This window comes from Faecousia intestinalis (assembly GCF_040096185.1).
Classification (GTDB): domain Bacteria; phylum Bacillota; class Clostridia; order Oscillospirales; family Oscillospiraceae; genus JAZOXB01.
Genome location: NZ_JBBMFF010000175.1, coordinates 1 through 25,650, shown reverse-complemented (window position 1 = coordinate 25,650; position 25,650 = coordinate 1). Strand labels below are relative to the sequence as shown.

27 protein-coding genes and 1 other RNA gene are annotated in these 25,650 nt (G+C 61.8%); 12 read left to right on the top strand and 16 right to left on the bottom strand.

All coding sequences use genetic code 11. The features are described from left to right. Positions 1–84: 84 nt before the first annotated feature. The 3 genes from WMO66_RS05110 to WMO66_RS05100 all read left to right on the top strand — a co-directional run bounded on the left by WMO66_RS05110 (position 85) and on the right by WMO66_RS05100 (position 1,941). Positions 85–378 carry a helix-turn-helix transcriptional regulator gene (locus tag WMO66_RS05110; protein WP_349135309.1) on the top strand — a complete coding sequence of 98 codons (294 nt, stop codon included), beginning with the start codon at positions 85–87 and terminating at the stop codon, positions 376–378. 172 nt (positions 379–550) lie between these two features. Then, positions 551–1,045 carry an RNA polymerase sigma factor gene (locus WMO66_RS05105; RefSeq protein ID WP_349135308.1) on the top strand — a complete coding sequence of 165 codons (495 nt, stop codon included), beginning with the start codon at positions 551–553 and terminating at the stop codon, positions 1,043–1,045. After that, positions 1,042–1,941, top strand: a complete 900-nt coding sequence (locus WMO66_RS05100) for a zf-HC2 domain-containing protein (protein ID WP_349135307.1) — start codon at positions 1,042–1,044, stop codon at positions 1,939–1,941. The genes WMO66_RS05105 and WMO66_RS05100 overlap by 4 nt, the downstream gene beginning before the upstream one ends. Before the next feature lie 102 nt (positions 1,942–2,043). Here WMO66_RS05100 and WMO66_RS05095 read toward each other — a convergent pair whose 3' ends face one another. Both WMO66_RS05095 and WMO66_RS05090 read right to left on the bottom strand, forming a co-directional pair. Further along, entirely contained in the window at positions 2,044–2,700 is a 657-nt protein-coding gene (locus tag WMO66_RS05095) for a hydrolase (RefSeq protein ID WP_349135306.1), read from the bottom strand. Positions 2,701–2,780: 80 nt separating this feature from the next. After that, positions 2,781–3,758: a helix-turn-helix transcriptional regulator gene (locus WMO66_RS05090; RefSeq protein WP_349135305.1), complete on the bottom strand. Its 978-nt coding sequence runs from the start codon at positions 3,756–3,758 to the stop codon at positions 2,781–2,783. 158 nt (positions 3,759–3,916) lie between these two features. Here WMO66_RS05090 and WMO66_RS05085 point away from each other — a divergent pair, with 158 nt between their 5' ends. Genes WMO66_RS05085 through WMO66_RS05075 form a run of 3 tightly spaced genes read left to right on the top strand, consistent with a single transcriptional unit; the run spans position 3,917 to position 8,360 of the window. Then, a complete protein-coding gene (locus WMO66_RS05085; RefSeq protein ID WP_349135304.1) occupies positions 3,917–5,242 on the top strand; it encodes an AI-2E family transporter in 1,326 nt (441 codons plus the stop codon). 18 nt (positions 5,243–5,260) lie between these two features. Beyond that, complete coding sequence (locus WMO66_RS05080) at positions 5,261–6,997, top strand: FtsW/RodA/SpoVE family cell cycle protein (protein WP_349135303.1); 1,737 nt, start codon at positions 5,261–5,263, stop codon at positions 6,995–6,997. Continuing rightward, entirely contained in the window at positions 6,990–8,360 is a 1,371-nt protein-coding gene (locus tag WMO66_RS05075; RefSeq protein ID WP_349135302.1) for a penicillin-binding transpeptidase domain-containing protein, read from the top strand. The genes WMO66_RS05080 and WMO66_RS05075 overlap by 8 nt, the downstream gene beginning before the upstream one ends. A gap of 273 nt (positions 8,361–8,633) precedes the next feature. On the opposite strand, the gene WMO66_RS05070 is transcribed toward WMO66_RS05075, so the two are convergent. From WMO66_RS05070 to WMO66_RS05045, 6 genes are all read right to left on the bottom strand, one after another. Continuing rightward, a complete protein-coding gene (locus tag WMO66_RS05070) occupies positions 8,634–9,047 on the bottom strand; it encodes a hypothetical protein (protein ID WP_349135301.1) in 414 nt (137 codons plus the stop codon). 15 nt (positions 9,048–9,062) lie between these two features. Further along, positions 9,063–9,485: a YolD-like family protein gene (locus WMO66_RS05065; protein ID WP_349135300.1), complete on the bottom strand. Its 423-nt coding sequence runs from the start codon at positions 9,483–9,485 to the stop codon at positions 9,063–9,065. 10 nt (positions 9,486–9,495) lie between these two features. Further along, positions 9,496–10,992 carry a Y-family DNA polymerase gene (locus WMO66_RS05060; protein WP_349135299.1) on the bottom strand — a complete coding sequence of 499 codons (1,497 nt, stop codon included), beginning with the start codon at positions 10,990–10,992 and terminating at the stop codon, positions 9,496–9,498. Positions 10,993–11,101: 109 nt separating this feature from the next. Continuing rightward, positions 11,102–11,764: a P-II family nitrogen regulator gene (locus WMO66_RS05055; protein ID WP_349135298.1), complete on the bottom strand. Its 663-nt coding sequence runs from the start codon at positions 11,762–11,764 to the stop codon at positions 11,102–11,104. Next, positions 11,761–13,296 carry a DUF1538 domain-containing protein gene (locus WMO66_RS05050; RefSeq protein ID WP_349135297.1) on the bottom strand — a complete coding sequence of 512 codons (1,536 nt, stop codon included), beginning with the start codon at positions 13,294–13,296 and terminating at the stop codon, positions 11,761–11,763. The genes WMO66_RS05055 and WMO66_RS05050 overlap by 4 nt, the downstream gene beginning before the upstream one ends. Next, on the bottom strand, positions 13,293–13,715 hold the full coding sequence (locus WMO66_RS05045) for a MarR family winged helix-turn-helix transcriptional regulator (protein WP_349135296.1): 423 nt from the start codon (positions 13,713–13,715) through the stop codon (positions 13,293–13,295). Before WMO66_RS05045 ends, WMO66_RS05050 begins: the two co-directional genes overlap by 4 nt. A 169-nt stretch (positions 13,716–13,884) precedes the next feature. Between WMO66_RS05045 and WMO66_RS05040 the strand changes: the two genes are divergently transcribed. The 4 genes from WMO66_RS05040 to spoVAE all read left to right on the top strand — a co-directional run bounded on the left by WMO66_RS05040 (position 13,885) and on the right by spoVAE (position 16,801). Continuing rightward, entirely contained in the window at positions 13,885–14,487 is a 603-nt protein-coding gene (locus tag WMO66_RS05040; protein WP_349135295.1) for a hypothetical protein, read from the top strand. Beyond that, positions 14,484–15,341: a zinc ribbon domain-containing protein gene (locus WMO66_RS05035; protein WP_349135294.1), complete on the top strand. Its 858-nt coding sequence runs from the start codon at positions 14,484–14,486 to the stop codon at positions 15,339–15,341. Before WMO66_RS05040 ends, WMO66_RS05035 begins: the two co-directional genes overlap by 4 nt. 97 nt (positions 15,342–15,438) lie before the next feature. Further along, positions 15,439–16,446, top strand: coding sequence for a stage V sporulation protein AD (gene spoVAD, locus WMO66_RS05030; protein WP_349135293.1), 1,008 nt, complete (start codon positions 15,439–15,441; stop codon positions 16,444–16,446). Position 16,447: 1 nt separating this feature from the next. Then, positions 16,448–16,801, top strand: coding sequence for a stage V sporulation protein AE (gene spoVAE / locus WMO66_RS05025; RefSeq protein ID WP_349135292.1), 354 nt, complete (start codon positions 16,448–16,450; stop codon positions 16,799–16,801). 216 nt (positions 16,802–17,017) lie between these two features. On the opposite strand, the gene WMO66_RS05020 is transcribed toward spoVAE, so the two are convergent. Further along, positions 17,018–17,572, bottom strand: coding sequence for a phosphoribosyltransferase family protein (locus WMO66_RS05020; protein ID WP_349135291.1), 555 nt, complete (start codon positions 17,570–17,572; stop codon positions 17,018–17,020). Positions 17,573–17,738: 166 nt separating this feature from the next. Between WMO66_RS05020 and WMO66_RS05015 the strand changes: the two genes are divergently transcribed. Continuing rightward, positions 17,739–18,170, top strand: coding sequence for a hypothetical protein (locus WMO66_RS05015; RefSeq protein ID WP_349135290.1), 432 nt, complete (start codon positions 17,739–17,741; stop codon positions 18,168–18,170). A gap of 6 nt (positions 18,171–18,176) precedes the next feature. Here the strand turns inward: WMO66_RS05015 and pcp are convergent, their stop codons facing one another. Genes pcp through murD form a run of 4 tightly spaced genes read right to left on the bottom strand, consistent with a single transcriptional unit; the run spans position 18,177 to position 21,266 of the window. After that, complete coding sequence (pcp, locus tag WMO66_RS05010) at positions 18,177–18,764, bottom strand: pyroglutamyl-peptidase I (protein ID WP_349135289.1); 588 nt, start codon at positions 18,762–18,764, stop codon at positions 18,177–18,179. Further along, positions 18,761–19,231, bottom strand: a complete 471-nt coding sequence (gene ispF, locus WMO66_RS05005; RefSeq protein WP_349135288.1) for a 2-C-methyl-D-erythritol 2,4-cyclodiphosphate synthase — start codon at positions 19,229–19,231, stop codon at positions 18,761–18,763. The genes pcp and ispF overlap by 4 nt, the downstream gene beginning before the upstream one ends. Then, positions 19,228–19,914: a 2-C-methyl-D-erythritol 4-phosphate cytidylyltransferase gene (gene ispD, locus WMO66_RS05000; RefSeq protein ID WP_349135287.1), complete on the bottom strand. Its 687-nt coding sequence runs from the start codon at positions 19,912–19,914 to the stop codon at positions 19,228–19,230. Before ispD ends, ispF begins: the two co-directional genes overlap by 4 nt. Continuing rightward, entirely contained in the window at positions 19,911–21,266 is a 1,356-nt protein-coding gene (murD, locus tag WMO66_RS04995; RefSeq protein WP_349135286.1) for a UDP-N-acetylmuramoyl-L-alanine--D-glutamate ligase, read from the bottom strand. The genes ispD and murD overlap by 4 nt, the downstream gene beginning before the upstream one ends. A 124-nt stretch (positions 21,267–21,390) precedes the next feature. Between murD and rnpB the strand changes: the two genes are divergently transcribed. Beyond that, positions 21,391–21,737, top strand: an RNA gene (rnpB, locus tag WMO66_RS04990) — RNase P RNA component class A. 266 nt (positions 21,738–22,003) lie between these two features. Here rnpB and WMO66_RS04985 read toward each other — a convergent pair. The 3 genes from WMO66_RS04985 to WMO66_RS04975 form a co-directional block, all read right to left on the bottom strand. After that, complete coding sequence (locus WMO66_RS04985; RefSeq protein ID WP_349135285.1) at positions 22,004–22,792, bottom strand: Cof-type HAD-IIB family hydrolase; 789 nt, start codon at positions 22,790–22,792, stop codon at positions 22,004–22,006. 21 nt (positions 22,793–22,813) lie between these two features. Next, the gene (locus WMO66_RS04980) at positions 22,814–25,090 is read right to left on the bottom strand and encodes an ATP-dependent Clp protease ATP-binding subunit (protein ID WP_349135284.1); all 2,277 of its coding nucleotides are present in this window, start codon (positions 25,088–25,090) and stop codon (positions 22,814–22,816) included. A 65-nt stretch (positions 25,091–25,155) separates the two neighbouring features. Further along, on the bottom strand, positions 25,156–25,650 hold a 495-nt coding region (locus WMO66_RS04975; protein WP_349135283.1), incomplete at its 5' end, for a hypothetical protein.

Here is a 25,650-nt window from a genome sequence, read left to right as displayed (position 1 = left end):
TTCTTCCACACAGAGCTGAATTTCCTGTTACAGGAATCGGCCGTTGGCAGGCGGCTGAAATTTAAAAAGAAAGTTGGGAAAGTTATGCCTCAGTTTGTACAGTCCGAACAGCAGCGTGAACTGATCAGTTCTCTCGTCCAGGAGATTCCCGCCTACCGCAAGAAGATGCGGATGTCTCAGGCAGAGCTCGGTGATGCCGTCGGCAAGAGCCGTCAGAAGATCTCCGAGATGGAGCGCGGCTCTGTTCCCCTCGGTTGGGACACCTATCTGGCTATCCTCATGGTCCTGGGCGCTCATGGCGTTCTGGAGCCGCGTGGCCGTGATGCCGAGCGTCTTGCCGCTACCGGTCGCCTCATCGGTGGTCGCATCCGCTTCTGATTTCTGAAAACGGGATAGAACGCAAATGCATGTAAAGGTCCGCTGTTATGCCTGACAGCGGACCTTTTTGCAGCCTGAACGGGGCTGGCACCATTCGCAGCGAAAAATTTTATCGCATTCCTGTAAGATTTTCTCTCCGGCGCGGTCTTATTGGCAGAAAGGAGGTGGCGCCGTGTCAGAGCTTGCGGAGATCTACCGCATTTATTTTGATGATGTCTACCGCTATCTGCTTGCCCTTTCTCACGATGCCCAGCTTGCCGAAGAGCTGACGAGCGAAACATTCTGCCGCGCCATGCGCGCACTTCCCGGCTTCCGCGGGGCCTGCGATATCCGCGTCTGGCTCTGCCAGATCGCGAAGAACTGCTTCTATACCGAGCAGAAGCGCATGGGCCGCATCGAGCTGCTGGATGACGGGAAAATGGAAGCACTCCCCGCTTCCGCCCCGAGTCTGGAGGAGCAGCTCACAGACCGGGACGATGCCGCACGCATCCGGGCCGCGCTCCACAGCGCGCCGGAGCCGTATAAGGAGGTCTTCCTCTGGCGGGCCCTCGGCGGTCTGAGCTTCAGGACCATTGGGCAGCTTTTCGGCAAATCGGAAAACTGGGCGTGCGTGACCTATCATCGCGCCAAAACCATCATCCGAAAAAACATGGAGGGATCAACATGAATCAGGAATGCAGCATTGTGCGGGACCTTCTCCCGCTGTATGCCGAGCGGCTTACGAGCCCGGAGACCGCTGTCTTTGTAGAAAAGCACCTGCGCACCTGCGCGGACTGCCGCGCCGCCCTGCAGGAGACACAGGCCCCGCCTGCCCTGCAGCCCGCTCCGGACGCCGCGCCCCTGCAGCATTTGCAGAAAAGGCTGGCGCGCAAGCGCCTGCAAATCATCGTGATGACGGCTCTGTTTGTCCTGACGGCCGTGATATCCGCAGCCGGCATTTTGAATGCTCCGATCTATTTCCCCTATACGGACGATCTTGTGCAGGTGACGGAGGATGCGGGAGCGCTGGAGCTTACGTTCCGTGCTGATGTCGCCAACGTCTCGACGGAGCGCTTTGTCGATCCGGACGATCCGTTGCGCGAGATCTGCCTTGTGGAGGCCTGGTCGACGCTCTGGGAGCGCTGGTTCTCCGGCCCGCATACTCAGGCCGCCCGGCTCAAGGCGGAGGGCGGTAAGCCGCTCACCGTTCTCTATAGCGAAAACGACGGCACGGAGGCCGTTTATCTCGCGGGAAAGCCGATGGCCTCCGGCGGCATGATCGCCCTGCCGTCCCTGACGCTCAATTACTATGCCTTTGTAGCCCTGATCGTTTTGGCAGCCGCTGTGCTCGTCCGTATTTTTGTCCGGAAAAAGCCGCGAGCCTGCGTCTGGACGGAGCGCGTGATCCTGCTGCCGGTCGCCTATCTGCTGGCGCACGTCACTCTTCTGGGGCTCACTGCCACGACCTATTCTCTGCCGCATGATTTTGTCTTTGTGTTCTGCGCGGCGCTGCTGCTGTACTGTGCGCTGCTGCTCCTGCACGGGCTGATCCGCGACGCGCTCGAGCGCAGAAAGCGCGCCTGATACCCGCTCAGGAAGCGCTGCTGCAGAAGTATCAAAATACAAATATGGAAAGGACCGCTGCGTCGCGCAGCGGTCCTCAGCTTGTCAAAAAAATTGGCTTGTTTATTCGCGATAGCCCTTCATCATTTCCTGAAACAGCTCATACGTCGATGGCGGCGTATAGGTGATGGCGTTTGCACCTGCCTCGATGGTGCGCAGGATACTCTCGCCGGTCTTGCCGCCCGTTGCGATGATGGGCACGTCCGGCAGGGCCTTGCGGGCCTCCCGCACAAGCTCCGGCGTCTGCGCAGCGGCTGCGATGTTCAGAATGGAGGCTCCGGCCTCGATGCGCGCCTCGAAGTCCGTGCCGAATTTTGTCACGGTGATGACGGTCGGGATATCGATCACGCCGGAGACCGCGCGGAGATTCAGATTGTTGATCGGCGCATTGAGCACAACGCCCATCGCGCCCTGCGATTCGACGTCGCGCGCAAGCTGCACCGTGCGCAGGCCGCGCGTCGTGCCGCCGCCGACGCCGCAGAATACGGGGACATAGGAATATTTGATGATCGCGTCGCTGATGGCCTGCTGCGGTGTGAATGGATAGACGGCAAATACGGCGTCCGCGTCGCAGTTGCGGATGATGGCCAGATCGGTCGTGAATACGAAGCTCTTCAGCCTTCGGCCGTTGACGATGATGCCGCTTGCTTGATAGATCTCCTGCGGCATACGCAGAATGTGGCGCAGGCGGCTGTCGATGTTGGGGGGCTGCTTTTCCATACAAGAGTCCTCCTGTCTCTTTTTTGCCAGTATACCACGAAATTATGAATACTTTGAGAACAAATCATTTCCGTTCTGCCTTACTCTGCTGCGGAAAGCGCACGGCGCAGAAAATCGCGGTAGGCTTCCGCCGCCGACGCCGGGAACACGATCTCCGCCCGGCCGCCGAAGCCTGCAAGCCAGCCGAGGAACGTCGGTGAAACGGAGATATCCGCCTGAAAGACAAAGTGGTCCGGCCCGTCCGGCACGAGCAGGCGGTCACGGCCGAAGCGGTCGAGCACAACGCCTGCCAGCGAGTTTTCAAACCGCAGCTTCATGCGGCACTGCTCCCCGCGGAACATGCCGAACACCTGCTGGGAATAGACGGCCGGGTCAAAGGAGCGCGTCTCGTCGTTGCTCTCGCGCGGGACGCCCGTCGCCGTGATCTCCGTCATCTTGTCCACGCGGTAGTGCGTCAGGCCGTGCGGCGCGCCGTAGGCCACGAGATAATAGTTCTCGTCCTCCCAGCACAGCGCGATGGGGCTTGCCTCATAGGTCTTCGGCCGGAAGCGGCGCCGGCCCTGCAGATCCCAGTCAAAATAGCGGAACGTGATGCGGCTGTTCCCGGCGATGGCCGCATGCAGCGTATCGACATTGCGGCAGACGTCCTCGCTGCCGCTTTTGGCGCGGCCGGTAACGACGACCTCGCGCCGCAGCAGCTCCGCTTCGTGCGCGCTCGAGAGGGCGGCGAGCTTGCGGATCAGGGCCATGGACTCCTTTTCGGAGAGGAACCGCGCCGCCTGCACGGCGTCGACGAGCAGCTTCAGCTCTGAAAGGGCGAAATCACGCTCCGGCACATAATAGCCGCCGTTTTTGCCGCTGACCTTGCGAATTTCCATGCCGTAATCGCGCAGGGTGTCCAGATCATCATAGACGCTTTTGCGCTCCGCACGGATGCCCTCGCCCTCCAGCGCGGCAAGAATCTGCTGCATGGACACCGGGTGCTGCTCGTCCGTGTGGCTGCGCAGATAATCGCGAAGGATGAGGAGCTTCAGCTTCTGCCGTTCCGATTTTGCCATGGTACTCTCACCTCTGCTGTCAACATACCACACCGGCGCCATAAATTGCAAGCCCCGTTTTGGGAAATGGAAAAAAATTTCCCGCAGGACTTCTCTGCTTGACGATTCCGCCGCTTCGTGGTATCCTAGAATAGAATATCATGACACGAGGATACGCTATGAAGCTGAATCGCAATGAAAAATATGTCAAATGGGGTCTCACGGCCTTTCTTGTGATTGTCGCCGCCGGACTGTTCTGGCTCGTTTTCTCCAACCTGCGCGGCTTTTATGATCTGATCGTCGAATTCCTCAACATCATCGCCGCTCTGCTCTACGGCTGCCTGTTTGCCTATCTGATGAATCCCGTTATGAAGGTCACGCAGCGGATCATGGACAGGCTGCTTGCCAAGCGGAACCTCAGCGATCGGATGGCCGCGCGCATCAGCAAGATCACCGGGATCTGCGCTGCCGTGCTGGTGTTCTGCCTCGCGGTCTATGCACTCATCGCTCTTATCGTGCCGAACCTGATTGCAAGCATCGAGGAGCTGCTGCAGCCCGAAAAGCTCGAAAGCTATTATGCGACCATCAGCAAGTGGTTCCGCGGCATTTTCACGAACAGTGACATCCAGTCCTTCCTGGAAAAAACCGTCGGCGACCCGCTGGAGATGGTCATCGGCTGGCTGAAGAAGCTCGATTACAGCGTGATCGTCACGAGCCTGACGAGCTCGGTCTACAGCGTTGTGATGGTCATCTTCAATATCCTGCTCGGCATCGTCGCGGCCGTATATATCCTGATCTTTAAGGAAGAACTCTGTGCGCAGGCCAAGAAGGTCACCGTGGCGGTCTTCAGTCGCCAGCATGCCGATCGCCTGCTGGAGCTGGCCCGCCGGACGAACAGCATCTTCGGCGGCTATGTTATGGGAAAGATCATCGACGCCGTGCTCGTCGGCGTCATCACCTACTTCGGCGTGCTGTTCATGGGCATGCCCTATGCGGCGCTCATCGGCACGATCGTCGGCGTGACGAACATTATTCCCTTCTTTGGCCCCTTCCTCGGCGCGGTGCCCTCGGCCCTGCTCCTGATGATTGACAAGCCCGTCAACGCCCTGTATTTCTGCATTTTCATCCTCATTCTGCAGCAGGTCGACGGCAACATCATCGAAAACCGCATTCTGGGTGAAAAGCTCGGCATTTCGGACTTCTGGGTGCTCGTTGCCATTCTGGTCTTCGGCGGTATCTTCGGCTTTGCCGGGATGCTTCTTGGCGTGCCGGTCTTTGCCGTGCTCTACACCGTCATCGGTGACCGCGTCAACAAGCGCCTTGCCCGTAAGCGCCATCCCCTGCAGACGAGCCTGTACTATACGATCCGCACCGTGGACGACCTGCCGCCTGTGACGGAGCCGAGCTACACGAGCGCTGCCGAGGAGCCTGCCTACGAAACACAGATCGACCCGGACGACGATATGGAGATCGACGATCCGGATTATGACGATATCCCCGGCTGAGCCGGAAAGGAGGAATCCATGGACGCATTTTTTGCCTCTGCCGCCGAATACTTTCAGGGAAGCGGCTCCGGCTTTGTCTCGGTGTTCTGCACCGTGTGGCGCTACCTTGCGCCGGTGCTGGCCGTGCTGCTGCTGTGGCGCTGTGCCCGGCCGCTGCTGAAATTCCGGCGGGAGCCGGAGACGTGGGCATGGCTCGTCATGCCGGACGGCAATCAGCTCCCTCTGACACACTGGGAGAATATCCTCGGCCGCGCGAAGGGCTGCGACATCGTCGTGGACTTCCCGACCGTTTCGCGCACGCACGCCGTCCTCACGCGCTATGATGACGGCAGCTGGTCCGTCACGGACATCGGCTCACGCGGCGCAGTCACGCTCAACGGCGAGCCGGTCCAGATGGCTGCCGTAAACTACGGCGATACCATCTCGCTCGGCGGCGTGGACATGGTGCTTGCACCCGTCACGCAGTCCGAGCTCGAGGAGCAGCTTGCCAGCCGCACGCGCCCGGCCCACCAGTCCTCCCCTGCGCTGACCCTGTTTCTGCTGACGGTCTTCCAGCTCCTGACGACGCTGCAGCTCTGGATGGGCGCGGAGGCCGAAACGGCCCAAACGGTCGTGCTGAGCTTCCTCGGCCTGCTGGCTGTGGGCTGGCTGCTGTTTGCCGTGCTGCGCATGATGCGCCGCAGCGGCTACGAGGTGGAAACGCTGGCCTTTTTCCTCAGTACGCTCGGCTTTGCCGTCATCGCCTCGGATAACCCAGCCAATCTTACAAAGCAGCTCATCTGCCTGCTCGGCGGCATCGTGATCTATCTGATCATCGGCTGGTCGCTGCGCGACCTGTCCCGCGCGAAGAAATTTCGCTATCTGGCCGCCGTCGGCGGCATGCTCCTGCTGCTCGTCAATCTGGTGTTCGGGCAGGAGAACAACGGCGCGCGCAACTGGATCTCGCTTGGCGGCATCTCGTTCCAGCCGTCCGAGCTGGTCAAGCTCTGCTTCCTCTATGTCGGCGCATCCACGATGGACCGCATCGTAACGAAGCGGAACCTGTTCCTGTTCATTGTCTATTCCGCCGCCATCTGCGGCTGCCTTGCCCTGATGAACGACTTCGGCACGGCGCTCATCTTCTTCGTTGCGTTCCTCGTCATCGCCTTCCTGCGTTCCGGCAGCTTCGCCACGGTCACGCTGGCCTGCGCGGCCACGGGTTTTGCAGGCGTTCTGGCCGTTCGCTTCCGGCCGCATATCCTGCGCCGCTTTGCAACATGGGGCCATGCGTGGGAATATGCCTCTGCGGGCGGCTACCAGCAGACGCGCGCGATGATGTGCATCGCCTCCGGCGGCCTGTTTGGCCTCGGCGCGGGCAACGGCTGGCTCAAATATGTCTTTGCGGCGGATACGGACCTCGTTTTTGCTTTCCTCTGTGAGGAATGGGGCCTTATCATCGGCCTATGCGCCGTTGCGGTCATCGTGATCCTTGCGGTGTTTACCGTCCGCTCGGCCAAGGTCGGCCGCAGCAGCTTCTATACCATTGCTGCCTGCGCCGCCGTGGCGATCCTGACCATCCAGACCATTCTGAACGTGTTCGGCACGATGGACCTGCTCCCGCTGACCGGCGTGACGTTCCCGTTCCTTTCCAACGGCGGCTCGAGCATGCTGGCCTCGTGGGGCCTGATCGCCTTCCTCAAGGCGGCGGACACGCGCCAGAACGCCAGCTTCGCGGTCCGCACCGCAAAGGCAGAGGAGGTGGAGCCGCTTGAATAAGCTTGCAAAACGCGCGTGGTTCGCACTTGCGCTGGCGGGGATGCTTTTGCTCGGCATGGGCGTGATCGTGGTGCGCTACTTTATCGATTCACCGGACTGGGTCACGTTCCAGAACAGCCCCCATGTCTATACGGACGGCGTTATGAACAGCGGCAAGATCGTCGACCGCGGCGGCACCGTCGTGCTCGATGCCACGAACGGCAAGTCCTATGCCGACAGTGCCTCGCTGCGCCGCAGCATGCTGCACCTGCTCGGCGACCGTGAGGGCAATATCACGCCGTTCCTGCTGCAGGAATACGGTTCGGAGCTTGTCGGCTTCGACCGCATCAACGGCACCTATTCCACCGGCAAGCGCGAGGGTCAGATGATGCTGACCGTAAGCGCAGACGTGCAGCGCACGGCGCTGGCCGCGCTCGACGGGCGCAAGGGAACCGTCGGCGTTTATAATTACAAGACGGGCGAGATCCTCTGCGCCGTCTCCTCCCCAACCTACGACCCGGACGATGTGCCGGACGTGGAGGGCAGCCCCGAGACCTACGAGGGCGTGTATGTCAACCGCTTCCTGCACGCCACCTATACGCCCGGATCCGTCTTCAAGCTCGTCACGGCTGCGGCCGCGCTGGATGAGATCCCGGATATCGGATCCCGGACGTTCACCTGCGAGGGCAGCGCCGTCATCGGCGGCGAGACCATCCAGTGCAACGGCGTGCACGGCACGCTGAACTTTGAAGAGGCGCTGGCCCATTCCTGCAACGTCGTTTTCGGCGAGATCGCAGCTGAGCTCGGCCCAAAGACGCTGATGCGCTATGCCGAGCAGGTCGGCGTCACGCGCCGCTACAGCTTTGACGGCACGACGACGGCCGCCGGAAGCTTTGATGTCTCCAATGCGGCGGAATCCGAGCTGGCATGGGCCGGCATCGGCCAGTATACGGACCAGATCAACCCCTGTCAGTATATGACCTATATGGGCGCGATCGCAAACGGCGGCTCCGCCGCAGAGCCATACCTCGTAAAGGAGGTCACATACGGTGATTCGGTCAAGTACAAGGCCTCCACAAGCTCCACAGGACGTCTGCTCGACAGCACGACGGCCGACCGCCTTGCGGACATGATGCACAATGCCGTCGTCAACGTCTACGGCGAGTGGAACTTCGCCGGACTATACGCAGGCGGAAAGTCCGGCACGGCGGAAAACGGCGGCGGGAAGGCTGCCAACGCTGTCTTTGCAGGCTTCCTGCAGGACAGCGACTATCCCCTCGCCTTCATCGTCGTGGTCGAGGAGGGCGGCGGCGGCGCGTCCGTCTGCACGCCGATCCTCAGCCAGGTGCTCAGCGCCTGTGTGGTCGCCATGGACGCCGATTAAGCAAAAAAGCTCCGCAGGATGGGTAAATTCCTATCCTGCGGAGTCAGCTTGTCAAAAAAGTCCCTTTGGGCTTTTTTGACAAGCTGCTTTCAGAATTGCAAAATGAATTTTTGTATCATTATTTTGCAATTCTGCCGCGCGGCGGGTTATTTAACGCGAAAGGAAACCCTGACGGTTTCCTTTCACACTATCCTTCCCTCCGAGACTTTCGGCTAGGCAGGTTTTTGATAGTCTCGCTCCGCAGGATGGGAAAAATCCCATCCTGCGGATTTTTTATACATTTTCGCCCATCCGGCGGGACAGCTCACCGAGGTGCTTGGAAAGATAGATGAGCTCCGGCGAGAGCTTCGTCAGCTTCCCGTTCTCCACGACGTAATTTTCGATCGTCACGGCGGAGAGGTCCATCATCCGCCGCAGCTCGTTCTGGATGTAGTGCATCTGCACGCAGTGCGGCGAGCGGTCGACCGTCGCAAAGCGCAGCGTGCGGATCTTGCCGGTGTAGAGCATGGCGCTGATCTTCGTGATGGCCATGTTGATATGCGTCTGCTCAAGGCACAGTTCGAAAACATGGTCGGCTTCCGCGCGCAGCTGCGCAAAGCCCTCCGGCTCCATGTCCGGCAGGCAGCTGCCGACGATCAGCACCGATTCCCCGACGTCATAGACGTTTGTTTTCATCAGCTCTTTCATGATTTTCTCTCTCCCTTAATCCAAAACATCAAACAGCGCGCCGTCCAGCGTCAGTACATCGTCCATGGGAATGTCCGTTCCGTCCAGAAGGCGGATGCGGCGTGCAATGGAATCGATCTGCTTCACGATCCCGCTGACGGTCTCGTAGGCTCCGCCGGATTTCCGTTCATCCGGCCGGAACCGGGTCAGGCGTACCTCCGGCTGCTCCTCCAGATGCTCCTGCAGCAGACGGAAGCGCCGGTCCAGCGCGGCAAGCTCCGCTTCTGCGGGGTCGATCCGCTCCTGCGTGAGGCGCGCGTTTTCCCGGATGGCCGCGTCGTAGCCGGTCAGGGCTGCAAACGGCGCAAACTGCGCAGCGCGGTCGGCCATTGGCATGGGCGGGTGCTTTTTGGAGACATGGTGCGGCAGGTGCAGGATCGCGTCATATTTTCCGGTCATGTATTCCTCCTCATGCCTTATGCCCGCCGATCCTGGCGTTTCGCTCGCGGGCCGTTGCGCCTTCCTCCAGACTCATGCCCTTGAGAATGGCATTTTTGCCGAATTTCTTCTTGATGGCCAGCGTCGTCTCCTGCAGCTTCTTTTCGCGCGCCAGCGCCGCCTGCTCCGCCTCGCGCCGGGCGTCCACGGCGGCAAGATCGGTGAACAGGTCCAGCTGCTCCATCTCCTCCGGCTGCGCCTCGTCCTCCGGGACGATGTGCGCGGCGACGAGATACATGCGCCGGACGAGCAGCCCGCCGTCTACGATGCGGTCAAACAGGGCGGAGGCTGCTTCCATGATCCGCCGTGTGGAGGACGACGGTGCGTCGAGCTTCTGCGCGCCATGCGCGGCCTTCGGCACGCGCCGCCCGTAGCGGTCCTGCTCCACCGGGCCGGAATAGGCCGTGCGGCGGGCTGGGTCCGTCAGATTTTCAATGTCATAGCCGACTGTCAGCACGACCTGGTCCGTCACGAGGCCCTTTTCCACCAGCTCCAGCGAGAGCTGATCCGCCATTTCCCGCAAAACAAGCCGGGCCTTTGCCGCCTCGTAGGGGCAGCTCAGCACCTGCCCGGAGCTCAGGCTGTTCTCGGACGGGCGGTAGGCCTTGATGGACGGGACGGTGCAGGGCTCCCAGCCCCACGCGTGGTCGATGAGCAGCTCCGCATTCTTGCCGAACAGGCGGTAGAGCAGCTCCTCGTTCTGCTCGGAGCAAAGCGCGACGTCCCCCATCGTGAACATGCCGTGCGCCTCGAGCCTGCGGGCGATGCCGCGGCCGACGCGCCAGAAGTCCGTCAGCGGCCGGTGCGCCCAGAGCTCCCTGCGGAATTTCATTTCGTCCAGCTCCGCGATGCGAACGCCGTTTTCATCGGGCGGGATGTGCTTTGCCACGATGTCCATGGCGACCTTGGCGAGGAAGAGATTCGTCCCGATGCCGGCCGTCGCCGTGATGCCGGTCGTTTCGAGCACGTCGCGGATGATGGTCTGCGCCAGCTCATGGGCGGTGCAGTCATAAGGATAGTCCGTCACATCGAGGAAGACCTCGTCGATGGAATAGACGACGATGTCTTCCGGTGCGATATATTTCCGGTAAATCTCATAGATGCGCGTACTGTATTCCATATAATAGGCCATGCGCGGCGGCGCGATCACAAAGTCCACCGCCAGCGCAGGGTCGCGCTGCAGCGCGGAAAACTGATGCGAGCTGCCGGTCAGCGTTCTGCCCGGCGCGCGGGCCTGCCGCCAGGCATTGACCTCGCGGACGCGCTGCCGCACCTCGAACAGCCGCCCGCGGCCGGAGATGCCATAGCTCTTGAGTGTCGGCGTGACGGCAAGGCAGATCGTCTTGTCCGTCCGCGACTCATCCGCCACAACGAGATTCGTGTTCAGCGGGTCCAGCCCCCGCTCGCGGCACTCGACGGAGGCGTAAAACGATTTGAGATCAATGGCAAGATAGGTGCGCTGCTTCATCGTTTCCTCCCCCGTTGTTTTCTGTTATTTTACCATAGCGGCCCGGAGATTACAACACCTGCACAAAGAGCCGTGGCGAAACGCCACGGCTCGATGCATACATTAAAGTTCAATTCTCCTCCAGCAGACCGAAGCCCGCCACGGCCGAGGCCGGGAGCGAGAAGACGATGGCGCCCGCGTCACTGTCCGGTCCTGCCTTGCGCAGAATGGAGCGCATGATCTCGGCCTTCTGCTCCGCTGCAGAGACAATAAGGATGACCTCCTTCTCCGCCGCGATGGAGATGTTGTAGAATTTCGGTGCGCCCTTTGCGCCGGTCCCCTTGCCGTGAAGGACCGTGCCGCCTCTGGCTCCGGCTGCGCGCGCCGCGTTCATCACGGCGTCCGTGCCGCCCTCGTTTGCAATGGCGATGATCAGCTCATAGGCGCAGCTCAGGTCCGGTGTGTATTTCGGGCTTCTCCCGCCGTTCAGATATGCCACCGTATTTCCTCCTCCTACACTTTTGATCGGCACGGCGATGACGATGCCGTGCCCCGGCACGCCGATGTGCAGCCGCCGCTTCTGCGCGGCGATCAGCGCTGCCGTCTTTTCCGCGTCGGCGATCGTCAGTACAACGCGGCGTTCATTCGATTCGATGCCGAGCAGGTCGAGCATGCTCTGCACGGCTGTCCCGCGCCCATGGAGCGTGACGGTCAGCGGCAGGCCGAGCCCTTCGCACAGGTCCGTGAGGATCTCGAGCCGCTCCGGCGCGATGATGGAGATCACATAATTCATGCCGCATCCTCCCAAAGCTCCACAATGTCGAAGTCGCCGTAGTGCTCCGGGGCCACGGCTGCGCGCTTTGCGCGGCGCTCATAGAGGAAGCCAACGGCCTGAATGGACAGCAGCGGCATCATGGCGACAAGGGCCACCACGCCGAAGGCGTCGCGCAGGATGTTGCCGCCGAGCGCGCTGCTTGCGCCCATGACGAACTGGAGCATGAATGTTGCCGTCATTGGGCCAGAGGCCACGCCGCCGGAGTCGAAGGCGATGGCCGTGTAGATGTCCGGCACGAAGAACGACAGCGCCAGCGCGATGCCGTAGCCGGGCACGAGGAACCACAGAATGGAGATTCCCGTCAGCACGCGCAGCATGGATAGGCCCATGGCCAGCGCGATGGCGACGGAGAGGCTGCGCTGGATGACCTTGCCGGGGATCGCGCCCGCGCTGACGCTCTCGATCTGCTTTTCCAGCACGCCGACAGCAGGCTCGGCCGAGATGATGAACCAGCCGAGCACCATGGCGAGCGGAACGAGCAGCCAGCCGTGCACGGCCAGCTCTGCGCCCAGCTCCGCGCCGAGCGGCGAAAAGCCGACGTTCACGCCGGTGAGGAACAGGACAAGGCCAACATAGGTATAGAGAATGCCGATAAGAATCTTGGCAAGGCTGCGGCCCGGCAGGCGCAGCAGCGTGAGCTGAAACAGAAAGAAGATCGCCACGATCGGCAGCATGGAGATCGCCATTTCTCTGAGGTAGAGCGGAACGGAGGCGAGGAACGCGCCGCCGATGGCAGTCGAGCTGCCGAATGAGGCCGAGCTGAGGTCGGCAACGGCGTCGCTGCCCTGATAGAAAAAGCCCAGGATCAGCACCGCGAGGATCGGCCCGACGGAGCACAGCGCCACAAGGCCGAAGCTGTCAGCCTCCGCGCGGCGGTCGCTTCGGATATTCGACACGCCGAGGCCCATGGCGAGGATGAACGGCACGGTCATTGGACCGGTCGTCACGCCGCCGGAGTCAAAGGCGATACCGAGAAAATCGGGGTCTGAAAAGGCGGCCAGCAGGAAGATGAGCGCATAGCAGCCGATCAGCAGCCAGCGCAGGTTCGCGCCCGTGACGATGCGCAGCATGCACACGGCCATAAACAGGCCGACGCCCACGCCGACCGTCAGCAGGAGCACTGTGCTGCTGATGTGCGGCACGGTTTCGGCCAGCACCTGCAGGTCCGGTTCGGCCACGGTGATGGCAAAGCCGAGCGCGAAGCTCACGCCGAGGATGAGCGGCAGATTCTTCGTGCGCGTAAGCGCCGTGCCGATCTTGGTGCCGATGGGCGTCATGGACTGCTCCGCGCCGAGCGAGAACAGGCCCATGCCGACGACCAGCATCACGCCGCCGATGAGAAAACTCAGGAGCAGGTCCGGCTTCATCGGCGCTGCAGTCAGACACAGCAGAACGACGATCAGAACGATCGGCAGCACACAGCGTGCCGATTCGGCGACCTTTTCTCGCACGGCAGAGCGGTCCTCCCGCCAGTCGATGGGTCTTTTCAAACGGTTCCTCCCTTCTCGAGCAGCTTGCGCTGCAGTCGGACATATTCCGCCGCCTCCTCCGGGCTGAGCGCCGACAGAAGGACGGAGACCTCATCCAGCACCGCGCCCAGCTGCTCCCGGATGCATGCAGCGCCGGCCTCTGTGAGGACGACGTCCACACGGCGCTCATCGTCAGCATCCGGCGTGCGGACGATCCAGCCCTTGGCCTCCAGATGCTTCAGCAGGGCGGCGATGCGCGCGGAGCTGGCATACAGAGAGCGGCTCAGCTCGGACGGCCCTGCCGTTCCGCCGTGGCGCAGCAGGAAATGCAGGACAAAATATTCGCCGCCGGACATCTCGTCCAGCCCGCGGACGGCAGGAAGATGGTGCAGCGCCGTCCGGAACGACAGCAGCTCGGCTGCAAGTGCGGAATAGTCCATGGTCTTTGTTGGTTCTCCTTATATTGCTAACACTATTAGCAATATAATACCATACCAAACCCGAAAAGGCAAGCCTTTTTCACCGCTGCAGCGACATTTGACTTTCCTCTGCCCATATGGTATACTAGCAGAGAAGAACCGGAGAATATATCGGTGGAGGAGGCCTTCCATGAAAAAATGCTTGCTTGCCCTTGCGCTGCTTTTTGCTGTCCTGCTGAGCGGCTGCGCCATCGTGCAGACGACGGATCTGGCCGATTACGGCAATACCGGCGGCGAGACCTGGCACGGCAGCGCCGTTTTTGACCTGCTCTCCAACCTGACCTCTACCGGCGATGCGGACGGTACGCAGAGCGCTGCGCCGCCGCGCATGCAGGAGCTCTTCCCGATCTTCCCGCCCGATGCGCTGCTGCAGCGTGCGCAGGACCGGGATTACCACCACCTCTATCGCTATACGCTCCTGCAGGACGAGCTGTTCACGCGCCTGTCCTGCCGCTATTCCGCCGCGGACTATCAGGCGGAGGTCGATCGCCTCGCGGCGCTCGGCGCAACCTATGACACGACGCTCTTCCGCCTGCCCGCCTATATCTGGATGCTCCACGACACGGACAACTCCGAATATGTCCTGCTGGAGGAATCCACGCGGACGATCCACTACATTGCCTGCCAGACGGACGAGCTGGCTGCCCTTGCCATGCCCGAGGGCTGGTATCCCGGCGAGTCGCTCCGGGCCGTCCGCATCGCGCCGCCCGAGGGAAAGGAGAATGCATCATGACCTGCCCGCAGTGCGGCACCGAGAATGCCGCTGACGCCCGCCTCTGCCGCCATTGCGGCGCAACGCTGCCGGAGGGCCCGCAGCCCGTTCCCCTGCGTCTGCAGCATGTGGCTGCATCCCGCCTGTGTCTGCTCACGGCGGCGGTCTCCACGGCGGGCCTTGTCCTGTTCCTGCTGCTGACACTGCTGTTCCCCGCCATGCAGCACGGCTTCCACGAGCTTGCCGCCTCTGTCGGCGTTCTGCTGCCGAAGGACGGCCGCCTGTTCGGCGGCGCGGCGTTTTTCTTCTTCCTGCCGTCCGCTGCCCTGTGCGCCGGTCTGTGGCTGGCATGGCGCGCGGCGCGGAAGGAAGAGCCTGTTCCGCTGACGGCCTATCGTGCGTTTCGTGCGGCTGCCTGGATGGAATTCGTGCTACTGACGGTCCTGTGCCTGCCGCTGCACCTATATCTCTTCCCCTTCCACCTGCCGGACTTTGCGCGGTCGCGCGTGCTGAGCGGCTATATCGGTCTGCTCATCATCTGGGCGATCAGTCTGGTGTATTTCTGCGTAAGCCGCCGCTTTCTGCGGGCTCTCGGTTGGCGCACCCTGCGCGAAAAGCAGGGCACGGGTCCCTGCTGCGTGATGCTCGGCATCAATGTACTTCTTGCGCTTGCCATGGTGCTCGGCGCATTCTCCGGCCTTTTTTCGGAGAGCCTGTTCTCCGGCTTTTTCCCGCTGGCCTTCTTTGATGGCCTGTGCCGCGGCGGCGGGCGGCTGCTTGCCGTGCTGAGCCTGCTGGTGTGGGCGGCGATCCGGGTGCTGCTGGCTCTCCTGCTGCTCCGCCTGTGGCCGCTGCTGCAGAAGCCCGAAAAATGATTTGTCAAAATTGCGGTGTGAACGTTGTGTTTGCACCGCAATTTTTTCGCACGAAAACGGCATACTATATCCGAATCAAATGATCGGAGGAACGTTCATGGGAACGAATCACATGGGGCGGCAGAGCATCCGCTTTCCGCAGCCGCCGGTCGTGCGCGGCTTCGCCTCCGTCGCCGGGAAAAAGGAGCGCGAGGGGCCGCTCGGCGATCAGTTTACGGCAACGGTGCAGGACACGACATTCGGCGAAAAGAGCTGGGAGCGGGCCGAGCGCCGCATGCAGCAGATGACGCTGGAGCTGGCGCTGGAGAAGGCCGGGCTGACCGATGCGGATCTTGACGCGGCCTTTGCCGGGGACCTGCTGAATCAGTGCATCGGCTCGAGCTTCAGCCTGCGCAACCGCGGCGTGCCGACGCTGGGTCTTTACGGCGCGTGCTCGACGATGGCGGAGTCCCTGCTGCTTGCAGCCATGTCCGTCAGCGGAGGCTACGCGCGCACGGCGCTGGCCATGACCTCGTCGCATTTCGCCTCATCCGAGCGGCAGTACCGCTTCCCGCTAGGCTATGGCGGGCAGCGCACGCCGACGTCGCAGTGGACGGTCACAGGCGCGGGCGCAGTCCTGCTCGGCGGCGGGGAACGCGGCATCCGCATCACGGCCGCCACGATCGGCAGCATCGTCGACCGCGGCATCTGCGATGCGAACAACATGGGGGCGGCCATGGCCCCGGCAGCCTTTGCGACACTGCACGCACATTTTGATGACCTGCACTGTGCGCCGGAGGACTATGACGTGATCATCACAGGTGACCTTGGGAGGCTCGGCAGCGAAATTCTGCACGGACTTCTCGAGAAGGACGGCATCCACGCAGACGTGCAGGACTGCGGCGTGATGATCTTCGATACAAGGCGGCAGGACGTGCACTGCGGCGGCTCCGGCTGCGGGTGCAGCGCTTCCGTTCTTTGCGGACCGCTGCTTTCCCGGATGGAGCGTGGCGAGCTGCGCCGCCTGCTGTTCTGCGGAACGGGCGCGCTGCTCTCTCCGCTGTCCACCCAGCAGGGCGAGTCGATCCCTGCCGTCTGCCACGCCGCCGTTCTGGAAAGGAGCTGACATGGACTATCTCAAAGCATTTCTGGTCGGCGGCCTGCTGTGCGTCATCGGCCAGATCCTCATCGACCGAACGAAGCTGACACCGGCGCGCATTCTGGTCGCCTATGTTGTAGCGGGCGTCCTGCTTGGTGCCGTCGGGCTGTATGACAAGCTCGTCGATTTTGCGGGCGCGGGCGCGACCGTTCCGCTGACGGGCTTCGGCAATACGCTGGCCCGCGGCGTCAAAAAAGCAGTGGACGAGGACGGCGCGCTCGGCATCCTGACGGGCGGCCTGACTGCCTCTGCCGCGGGGATCACGGCGGCCGTGATCTTCGGCCTGCTTGCCAGTCTCATTTTCAAGCCGAAGGATAAATGAAGCCGCGGCGGTTATACTAATGCCGCGGCAAAACCGCGAAATCAAAATTCAGGAGGCTTTTCCACCATGGAAAACCGCAATCAGAACCAGAAGCAGAATCAGAAGCAAAACCAGCAGAATCAACAGCAGAGCCAGCAGCAGAATCAGAACGAGAACCGCCGCTAAGCAGCAAAATGCCGCCGAGCCCATTCGGGTTCGGCGGCAATGTAATTCTGCTTATTCCTTGATCGTGCCGTCTGCGTGGAACACCGGCAGCTTCTCAAGGTAGATGATGTCGTCGCGGTTCTGGGCGTCGCCCTCGGCGAGGATGGCCATACGGCCTGCGATGATGCCGCCCGCCTCTTCCACGAGCTTCTCAACAGCGGCGAGGGACTCGCCGGTAGAGATAACGTCGTCGACGATAAGGATGCGCTTGCCGCGCATGAGCTCGGCATCGGCTTTATCGAGGTAGAGATGCTGCTCCTTGGCCGTCGTGATGGAGTTGACCTTCACATCGAACACGCCGGACATATAGAGCTTCGGCGCCTTGCGCGCGAGGAAATATTTGTTCTGGCCGCTCTGACGGGCCATCTCATAGATCAGGGGGATCCCCTTGGCCTCGGCAGAGATCATATAGTCGTACTCCGGCGCCTTCTTCAGCAGCGCCTCAGCCGTCTTGACCGTCAGCTCGACGTCGCCGAAAATCACAAATGCACCAATATAGAGGTCGTCAGAAACTTTGCAGATCGGCAGATCCCGCTGGACCCCCGCAATTGTCATGGTATGATACATCGGACATTCTCCTTTTTACTTCCAATTGCTGCGCAACAGCACTTGAATATTATAGCGCGATTCCCGAATCTTGTCAATGCCGAGCCCTTCTTTGCAGAAAAAAAGTTGGGTTTTCCGGAGAATGGGCGGGAATTTTCGTGGAAAGCTATGCGCGAGGTGATAAAGCATGCAAAATGAGATCGAAATGCTCCGCTCCATCCGGCAGAGCACGGAAATGGGCTGCAGCGGCATCCGCGCCGTGCTGCCGGAGGCGCAGAATCCCGCCATGCAGAGCGCGCTGCGGAGCCAATGGAAGGAATATGACAGCATCTACGCCGAGGCGGACCGCCTGCTGCGCGAGCGCGGCGTGCGCTTAAGCGGCGTGAATCCGCTGGCAAAATACGGCTCCATGCTCACGGCGAAGCTGCGCGTCCGCAGTAGCCGGAACACGACGGCGAGAATCGCCGAGATGCTCGTGCAGGGCAATACGCGTGGCATGGTCAAGAGTATGCAGAACCTGCGCGCCATGGGCGTGCTGGACCCGAAGGTCTCGTCCCTGTCCACGCGGCTGCTGCAGACGGAGCAGGCCAATATCGAGGAAATGAAGCACTTTCTCTGAGCCGGCTCAGAGCGCGGAGACGGCCGCCTCCAGTGCGCGGATCATCTGTGCAAGCGGCATGGAGGCCACGCCCTGCGGGGCCTGCTCCGGCAGGAAGGGCACATGGATGAACCCGGCGCGGACCGGCGTTCCGGCATAGTGATGCAGGAGCGTGTACAGCAGGTCATTGCAGACATAGGTCCCGGCCGTGTAGGACACGGCGGCCGGGATGCCTTGCGCCTCGATGGCGGCTGTCATGGCGCGCACCGGGACCGTTGCAAAGTAGGCGGTGGGGCCGCCGGGCACGACAGGCTCGTCCTGCGGCTGATTTCCAAGGTTGTCCGCTATGCGCGCGTGGCGCAGGTTGATGCCGACATATTCCGGCGTCACGGCGCTGCGCGTTCCCGCCTGCCCGATGCACAGGACCGCATCCGGGCGGCACTCCGCCGCGCAGGCGAGCGTTCTTGCAGCCGCAAGGCTGAAGACGGTCGGGATCTGCAGCTTCCGGAGCTGCCAGCCGCCGATCTGCTCCGGCAGGGCCTTCACGGCCTCCCATGCCGGGTTGATCGTCTCGCCGCCGAACGGCTCAAAGCCGGTGATCAGAAGCGTTTTCATGTGCATTCCTCCAGCAGACACACGGCGTGGCAGGCGATGCCCTCGCCGCTGCCCGTAAAGCCGAGGCCTTCCTCGGTCGTCGCCTTGACATTAACGGTCTCCGTGCCGAGCAGGGCGCGCAGGCGCTCCTGCATGGCGGGAATATGGGGCCGGAGCTTCGGCCGCTGGCATAGGACGGTGATATCGGCGTTGCCGACGGCAAAGCCCGCCGCATGCACGCGGCGCACGACCTCCTCCAGCAGCAGAAGGCTCGAAATGCCCTTGTACTGCGGGTCGTTATCCGGGAACAGCAGGCCGATGTCGCCGAGACAGGCTGCGCCGAGCAGGGCGTCCATCAGAGCGTGCGTGAGCACGTCCGCATCGGAGTGACCGTCCAGCCCGCGCTCGAACGGAATTTCCACGCCGCCGAGGATGAGCTTGCGCCCCGGAACGAGGCGGTGTACATCATATCCATGTCCGATCCTCATGTCGTTCTCCCCTTCCAGATCGCCTCTGCGATGCGCAGATCGACCGGTGTTGTGATCTTCAAATTTTCGACATCGCCGGGCGTCAGGCGCACCGGCCTTCCGGCCGCTTCCATGGCGGAGCAGTCGTCCGTGAGCGGCAGCCCCTGCGCGATGGCCCAGCGGAGCACGGAGCGAATTTCCTCCGTCCGGAAGACCTGCGGCGTCTGGACGGCAAACAGCGTGCTGCGGTCCGGCGTTTCAAGCACAAGGCCGCTTTCGGCGCGCTTGATGGTGTCGTGAACGGAGACGGCTGGCGCTGCAGCCCCGCAGGAGACGGCGGCGGCAATGGCCTGCGCGATCACCTCATTTGTGACGAGCGGACGCGCACCGTCATGAATGGCGGCATAGGGCATGGCTGCCGCAGAAAGGCCGCACAGGACGGATTCCGCCCGCGTTTTCCCGCCGGGAACGACGGAAACGGGCTTGGAAAGTCCTTCGCACAGGGCCTGCACGGCCTCCAAGCGGTCTGCACGCGTAACAACGATCAGCTCTGTGATCTCGGGCGCAGATGCCAGTGCTTCGACCGTCCGACGCAGGACGGGCACGCCGTCCAACGGTGCCAGGAGCTTGTCGATGCCCTGCATGCGCTGCGCGCTGCCGGCTGCGACGATAACGGCCGAGCAGCGGATATCTCCCCCGCTCACAGCGCCATCACCGTTTTCTTGAATTCCGCGCCTCTGACCATAAAGTTCTTGAAGCGGTCAAAGGCGGCGCTCGCCGGGGACAGCAGCACGATATCACCGGGCTTTGCCTGCTGCGCAGCGGCGTGAACGGCATCATAGAAATCCGGAATTTCGAGAACCTCCGGCGCATCCGGAACGGCGCGGGCCGCGGCTGCGATCTTCGGGCCGGTCGCGCCGGTGCAGACGAGGAGCCTGACGTGCGCTGCGATCTCCGGGCCGAGCACGTCATACGGAATGTGCTTGTCATAGCCGCCCGCGATAAGAATGACCTTCTCGGAGAAGCTGCGCAGGCCCGCGATGGTACGGCTCGGGGACGAGGCGATGGAGTCGTTATAGAACTTTACGCCGTCCTTTTCGCGCACGAACTCGATGCGGTGCTCCACACCGCCGAAGTTCCGCGCGACATAGCGGATATCCTCATCCGAGGCCAGCCCTTCGACCGCGAGGATGGCTGCCATGTAGTTTTCCACATTGTGCAGGCCGGGAATTTTGATCTCCTCCTGCCGCACGACGGGTACGCCGTCGCGCCGGATCACGCCGTCCCGGAAGCGCGCGCCGTGCGCAGGGACGGTCTGCCGCGAGAACATCCGAACCTCTCCGGCGGCCTCCGGTGCAAACCCGGCCGTGATGGTGTTGTCCGCGTTCAGAATGAGCACGTCCTGCGCGGTTTGGCGGGTGAAAATATGCTTTTTTGCGTCGATGTACTCCGCCATGTCGCGGTGTACGTCGAGATGGTTCGGCGCAAGGTTCGTCACGACGGCGATGTGGCAGCTGTGGCGAAGGTCCATAAGCTGGAACGAGCTCAGCTCCAGCACGACGAGGTCGTCCGGCGTCATGTGCTCCGCCTGATCGAGCAGCGGTGTTCCGATATTGCCGCCGGTCCAGACGCGATGGCCTGCATGCTTCAGAATTTCGGAGATAAGCGTGCTTGTCGTCGTTTTGCCGTCTGAGCCGGTCACGCCGATGATCCTGCAGGGGCAGACCTCGAAAAAGGCCTCCATTTCCGAGGTAAACTGCGTCCCTGCGGCACGCAGCGCCTGCAGCTCCGGCTTTCCCGGGTGCAGTCCGGGTGTGCGGAAGGCCACATCGCCGGAGATGCCCGTCAGATAATCATCGCCGAGGTGCAGCCTCGCGCCGAGGCGCTCCAGCTCGAGCACCTCCGGGTCGAGCTTCTCCCGCGGCGTGCGGTCGCAGCCCGTGACGTCAATGGCAAACCGCAGCAGCAGGCGCACGAGCGGCCGGTTGCTTACACCGAGGCCAAGCACCAGAACGCGCTTCCCCTGCAGCCGGGTGAAATATTCCGTTACAGTCATGATCTATGTCCTTCTTTCCCCTGCGCCGCGCGGCGCAGGCGTTGAACTACTCCCATATTATATCCGCTCGGGATAAATTTTGCAATCCGTTTGACATTTCCGCCAAAATAAAGTAAAATAAACACGACTGGGACGGACAGCCGCGCATCTGCGCTGAAAAGCGCCCATGTGAGGAAAGTCCGGGCACCACAGGGCAAGGATAACGGGTAACGCCCGCCGAAGGCGACTTCAGGAAAAGTGCAACAGAGAAATACCGCCCCGCTCGCGGGGTAAGGGTGGAAAGGCGAGGTAAGAGCTCACCCGCCGCATGGGAACATTGCGGCGCTGTAAACTCTATCCGGTGCAACACCGTGGAGGAAGCATATGGCCTGCCCGGCCGCTTCCGAGGGGGTGGCTTGAGCGCAGCGGCAACGCTGCGTCGAGATAGATGGCTGTCGATCACAGAACCCGGCTTATAGTCCCAATCAAACATGAAAAAATGACGCCGAGAGGCGTCATTTTTTTGCCTGCCGGAAAATCATTCGATTTTCCGGCAAAGGATTGCAGTCCGCTGCGCGCACGATCGCCCGCCGGAGGCGGGCGATCCGCACACTGGCGGACTGAGCTGTATTTTCTCCGACGTACACGCCGCCGGAGAAAATGATTTCAATTGATTCGCCGCCTGCGGGCGGCGAACTCTGCGAGGCCGTTATACACCGCATATGCTGAGATGCTCCGGTGCATCATGGTCGATTCTCTCAGATCAGCGCGAAATGTGCCAGCGCATGGGCCACGCCCTCGTCGTCGCAGTCGTCCGTGACATAGTCAGAGGCGGCCTTCGTCTCCTCGAGCGCATTGCCCATGGCAACGCCAGTACCCGCATAGCGGAGCATTTCATTGTCGTTTTCGGAATCGCCGAAGGCCATCAGCTCGTCCGGTGTCCAACCGTTCGCCTCAGCCATGAAGCGCATCGCAGGCAGCTTGCCGCCCTCGGCAGGGATGATATCCTGCCCATGGATGAACCACTGCGTCGAGCGTGCATGCGGCATGAACGACAGCGGGCCTTCGCGGACCTCCTGCGCCGTCAGAAACATGACGGCCTTGACGACCGGCTCCTGCAGCATGGTATGCAGGTCGCAGCGCTCCGGGATCTCCGTATGGATCTCTGCCATAACGACCGGCACGCGGTCGTTGAAATGGTAATTGAAGCGCGAGCGCTGCTCGCTGACGAGCCACAGCGGGAGCGAACGCTCGTCACAGTAGTCCACAAGGGCACGGACCTCGTCCGGAACCATTGCCACCGTGCGCAGCAGGTTCCAGCTGCCGTCATAGACGATCTGGCCGTTGTTGGTCAGATAGCCGTCAAACGTCATGCCGCGGAGCATCTCCTGCTCCTCCAGCTCGAAGCGGGAGCGGCCGGAGGCCACATAGACGCGAATGCCCTTCTCTCGCAGGGCGCGGATGGCCGCCTTTGTGGAATCCGGGCAGCGCTTGGTCTTCAGCGAGACCAGCGTGCCGTCGATATCAAAAAAAACAGCGCGGATCATCGTGTTCTCTCTTTCTGTGGCTTACAGGCAGGACAGCTCCAGCTTGCCGTCCTGCGCCTGCAGGCCGATCGCCGTGATGGGGTTCTCATAGCTGTCGATGAGCTTTTCGGCGACGACGTCCTCGATGTCCTTCTGGATGGTGCGGCGCAGGTTGCGCGCGCCGTAGGTCAGAGTATAGGACTTCTGTACGAGGTAGTCGATGACGCTCTCATCCCAACGGAGCGCCACGCCGTGCTCTTCAAGGGCAGTTTTCAGCTCACCGAGCATGATGGCGGCGATGCCGCGGAAGTTCTCCTCCGAGAGGCGGTTGAAGCAGATGATCTCGTCGACGCGGTTGAGAAATTCCGGGCGCAGGAATTCGGACAGGGCCTTCATGGCCTTGTCGCGTCCCTGCTCGGTCGCCGTGCGGCCGAAGCCGACGGAGCCGCCCTGCCGGTCGGAGCCCGCATTGGACGTCATGACGATGACGGTGTTTTCAAAATTCACGACGCGGCCCTGCGAATCGGTGATGCGGCCGTCATCCAGAATTTGAAGCAGAATATTCAGCACGTCCGGGTGAGCCTTTTCCAGCTCGTCGAACAGAATGACGGAATAGGGCTTGCGGCGGATCTTTTCCGTCAGCTGGCCCGCCTCGTCATAGCCGACATAGCCGGGGGGCGAGCCGATGAGCTTCGAGACGGAGTGGCGCTCCATGTACTCCGACATATCCAGCCGGATGAGCGAATCGACGGAGTCGAACAGCTCGTTTGCGAGGCACTTGACCAGCTCCGTCTTGCCGACACCGGTCGAGCCGACAAAGATGAACGAAACGGGGTGCTTCTTCACGGCGATGCCGACGCGGTTGCGGCGGATGGCGGCGGCAACGGCATGGACGGCCTCGTCCTGTCCGATGATGTGCTGCTTCAGCCGGTCCTCGAGCTCACGCAGCTGGGCATATTCCTGCGCGCGAATTTTACTGGCGGGAATTTTCGTCCAAAGCTCGATGATGCGCGCAAGGTTCTCCATGGTCAGGACGGGCGCGGGCTTCGCCTCCAGCTCGGCGATCTCGGCGTCGAGGCGGCAGACGTTGCTGCGCAGCTTGGCCAGACGCTCGAAATTGTCCTGCTGTTCCGTGTCCTCCGTCAGCATCTTGATCTCAAGCTGGTAGTCGTCGCGCTCCTTGCGCTTTTCGGCCAGATCGGAGATCTCCTTGCTGTGCAGGTTCAGATCGGAGCAAGCCTCATCAAGCAGGTCGATGGCCTTGTCCGGCAGGAAGCGGTCCGTGATATAGCGCTCGGAGAGCACGACGGCCTGCCGCGCCATTTCGGGCGGGATGGTCACGCCGTGGAACACTTCGTAGTAATGCGCCACGCCGCGCAGGATGGCGACGGCCTCCTCCAGCGACGGCTCATTGACTGTGACAGGCTGGAAGCGGCGCTCGAGCGCGGAGTCCTTTTCGATGTATTTGCGGTATTCGGCAAACGTCGTTGCGCCGATGACCTGAATTTCGCCGCGCGACAGCGCAGGCTTCAGAATATTGGCGGCGTTCATGGAGCCTTCGGCATCGCCCGCGCCGACAAGGTTGTGAACCTCATCGATGACAAGAATGATGTTGCCGCAGGCCTTAATCTCGGCGATGAGGCTCTTCATGCGGCTCTCAAACTGGCCACGGAACTGCGTTCCGGCGACGAGCGACGTCAGGTCGAGCAGATAGACCTCTTTGTCGCGCAGCTTGAACGGGACATCGCCCGCGACGATGCGCTGCGCCAGACCCTCGGCGATGGCCGTCTTGCCGACGCCCGGCTCACCGATGAGGCAGGGATTGTTCTTCTGACGGCGGTTGAGGATCTGCACCACACGCTCCGTTTCGACCTCGCGGCCGACGACCTTGTCCAGCTCACCGGCGCGGGCACGGCCCGTGAGGCTCAGACAGTAAGTGTCGAGGAACTTGTGCTTCTTCACCTTGGGCTTTTCCGTCTTGCCGTTCTGCGTCTCCTTCGGCTCCTCGCGCGGGGCGACCTCGCCCTGATTGCCGAACAGGCGGTTCATGTGCGGGAATGTCGCCGTGCGGCTGCCGATGTCGTCCTCGTCGGTCTCGTCCGGCTCCGGCTGCATCATGGCCATCATCTCGCCGTTGAGATTGTCCAGATCCTCATCCGTGATGCCCATGCGCTCGACGATGTCGTCGACTTGCTTGATCTTCAGCTCGCGGGCGCACTTCAGGCACAGGCCCTCGTTCGTGCTCACGCCGTTTTCGACCTTCGTAATAAAAATCACAGCGATGTTCTTCTTGCATCGGCTGCAGATGGTAGGTTTCATAAGCTCACTCCTCCCGGAAGCAGTCGCGCCTCCGTAAAAGTCCCGCATTGCGGGCGTTTTCCTGCTTACGGCAGGAACAGGCTTGCCGTTCCGGTACCGGCCAGCAGGGCCGTTCCGTCCGAACGGGCAAGAATGCAGACGGCCGTGCCGTCCTGCTCCGTCTGGGCGACGGGCTCCAGCGCGCTCGTGTAGAGCAGCGCTTTTTCAGCCGTCAGAATGCCGACATAGCTGCCGCAGGCCGAAAGGCTGACCGGCATGAAGCTCAGCGACAACTGCGCCAGAACGCTGCCGTCCGGCTGTAGCGTGATGAGCTCTGCGCGGCTGGAGGTCTCATAGGGATCGACCAGCACGGTCACAAAGCCGTCTCCGCCAAAGTGATAGTCGGCGATGCGGCCGTTCTCCGCGACATAAGCGCCGCGCTCTGTGCCGTCTGCCGCAAAGAATCGGACCCTGTCCTCCGAAACGGCGCAGACGACGCTGTCCGTCACGAAGGCGATATCATAGGGCATTTCCGAGCCGAGTGCGCACTCGGCGGCAATTTCCTCGCTGTCTGTGCGATA

Bases quoted from the DNA above. Each gene is read 5' to 3' on its own strand.
- WMO66_RS04985 (WP_349135285.1), bottom strand. From the start codon at position 22,792: ATGATCCGCGCTGTTTTTTTTGATATCGACGGCACGCTGGTCTCGCTG.
- WMO66_RS04980 (WP_349135284.1), bottom strand. From the start codon at position 25,090: ATGAAACCTACCATCTGCAGCCGATGCAAGAAGAACATCGCTGTGATT.
- WMO66_RS05035 (WP_349135294.1), top strand. From the start codon at position 14,484: ATGACCTGCCCGCAGTGCGGCACCGAGAATGCCGCTGACGCCCGCCTC.
- WMO66_RS05065 (WP_349135300.1), bottom strand. From the start codon at position 9,485: ATGACCGGAAAATATGACGCGATCCTGCACCTGCCGCACCATGTCTCC.
- WMO66_RS05060 (WP_349135299.1), bottom strand. From the start codon at position 10,992: ATGAAGCAGCGCACCTATCTTGCCATTGATCTCAAATCGTTTTACGCC.
- WMO66_RS05040 (WP_349135295.1), top strand. From the start codon at position 13,885: ATGAAAAAATGCTTGCTTGCCCTTGCGCTGCTTTTTGCTGTCCTGCTG.
- murD (WP_349135286.1), bottom strand. From the start codon at position 21,266: ATGACTGTAACGGAATATTTCACCCGGCTGCAGGGGAAGCGCGTTCTG.
- WMO66_RS05015 (WP_349135290.1), top strand. From the start codon at position 17,739: ATGCAAAATGAGATCGAAATGCTCCGCTCCATCCGGCAGAGCACGGAA.
- WMO66_RS05095 (WP_349135306.1), bottom strand. From the start codon at position 2,700: ATGGAAAAGCAGCCCCCCAACATCGACAGCCGCCTGCGCCACATTCTG.
- WMO66_RS05080 (WP_349135303.1), top strand. From the start codon at position 5,261: ATGGACGCATTTTTTGCCTCTGCCGCCGAATACTTTCAGGGAAGCGGC.
- spoVAD (WP_349135293.1), top strand. From the start codon at position 15,439: ATGGGAACGAATCACATGGGGCGGCAGAGCATCCGCTTTCCGCAGCCG.
- WMO66_RS05055 (WP_349135298.1), bottom strand. From the start codon at position 11,764: ATGAATTATGTGATCTCCATCATCGCGCCGGAGCGGCTCGAGATCCTC.
- WMO66_RS05045 (WP_349135296.1), bottom strand. From the start codon at position 13,715: ATGGACTATTCCGCACTTGCAGCCGAGCTGCTGTCGTTCCGGACGGCG.
- WMO66_RS05090 (WP_349135305.1), bottom strand. From the start codon at position 3,758: ATGGCAAAATCGGAACGGCAGAAGCTGAAGCTCCTCATCCTTCGCGAT.
- spoVAE (WP_349135292.1), top strand. From the start codon at position 16,448: ATGGACTATCTCAAAGCATTTCTGGTCGGCGGCCTGCTGTGCGTCATC.
- WMO66_RS05085 (WP_349135304.1), top strand. From the start codon at position 3,917: ATGAAGCTGAATCGCAATGAAAAATATGTCAAATGGGGTCTCACGGCC.
- WMO66_RS05110 (WP_349135309.1), top strand. From the start codon at position 85: ATGCCTCAGTTTGTACAGTCCGAACAGCAGCGTGAACTGATCAGTTCT.
- pcp (WP_349135289.1), bottom strand. From the start codon at position 18,764: ATGAAAACGCTTCTGATCACCGGCTTTGAGCCGTTCGGCGGCGAGACG.
- WMO66_RS05100 (WP_349135307.1), top strand. From the start codon at position 1,042: ATGAATCAGGAATGCAGCATTGTGCGGGACCTTCTCCCGCTGTATGCC.
- WMO66_RS05070 (WP_349135301.1), bottom strand. From the start codon at position 9,047: ATGAAAGAGCTGATGAAAACAAACGTCTATGACGTCGGGGAATCGGTG.
- WMO66_RS05020 (WP_349135291.1), bottom strand. From the start codon at position 17,572: ATGTATCATACCATGACAATTGCGGGGGTCCAGCGGGATCTGCCGATC.
- ispF (WP_349135288.1), bottom strand. From the start codon at position 19,231: ATGAGGATCGGACATGGATATGATGTACACCGCCTCGTTCCGGGGCGC.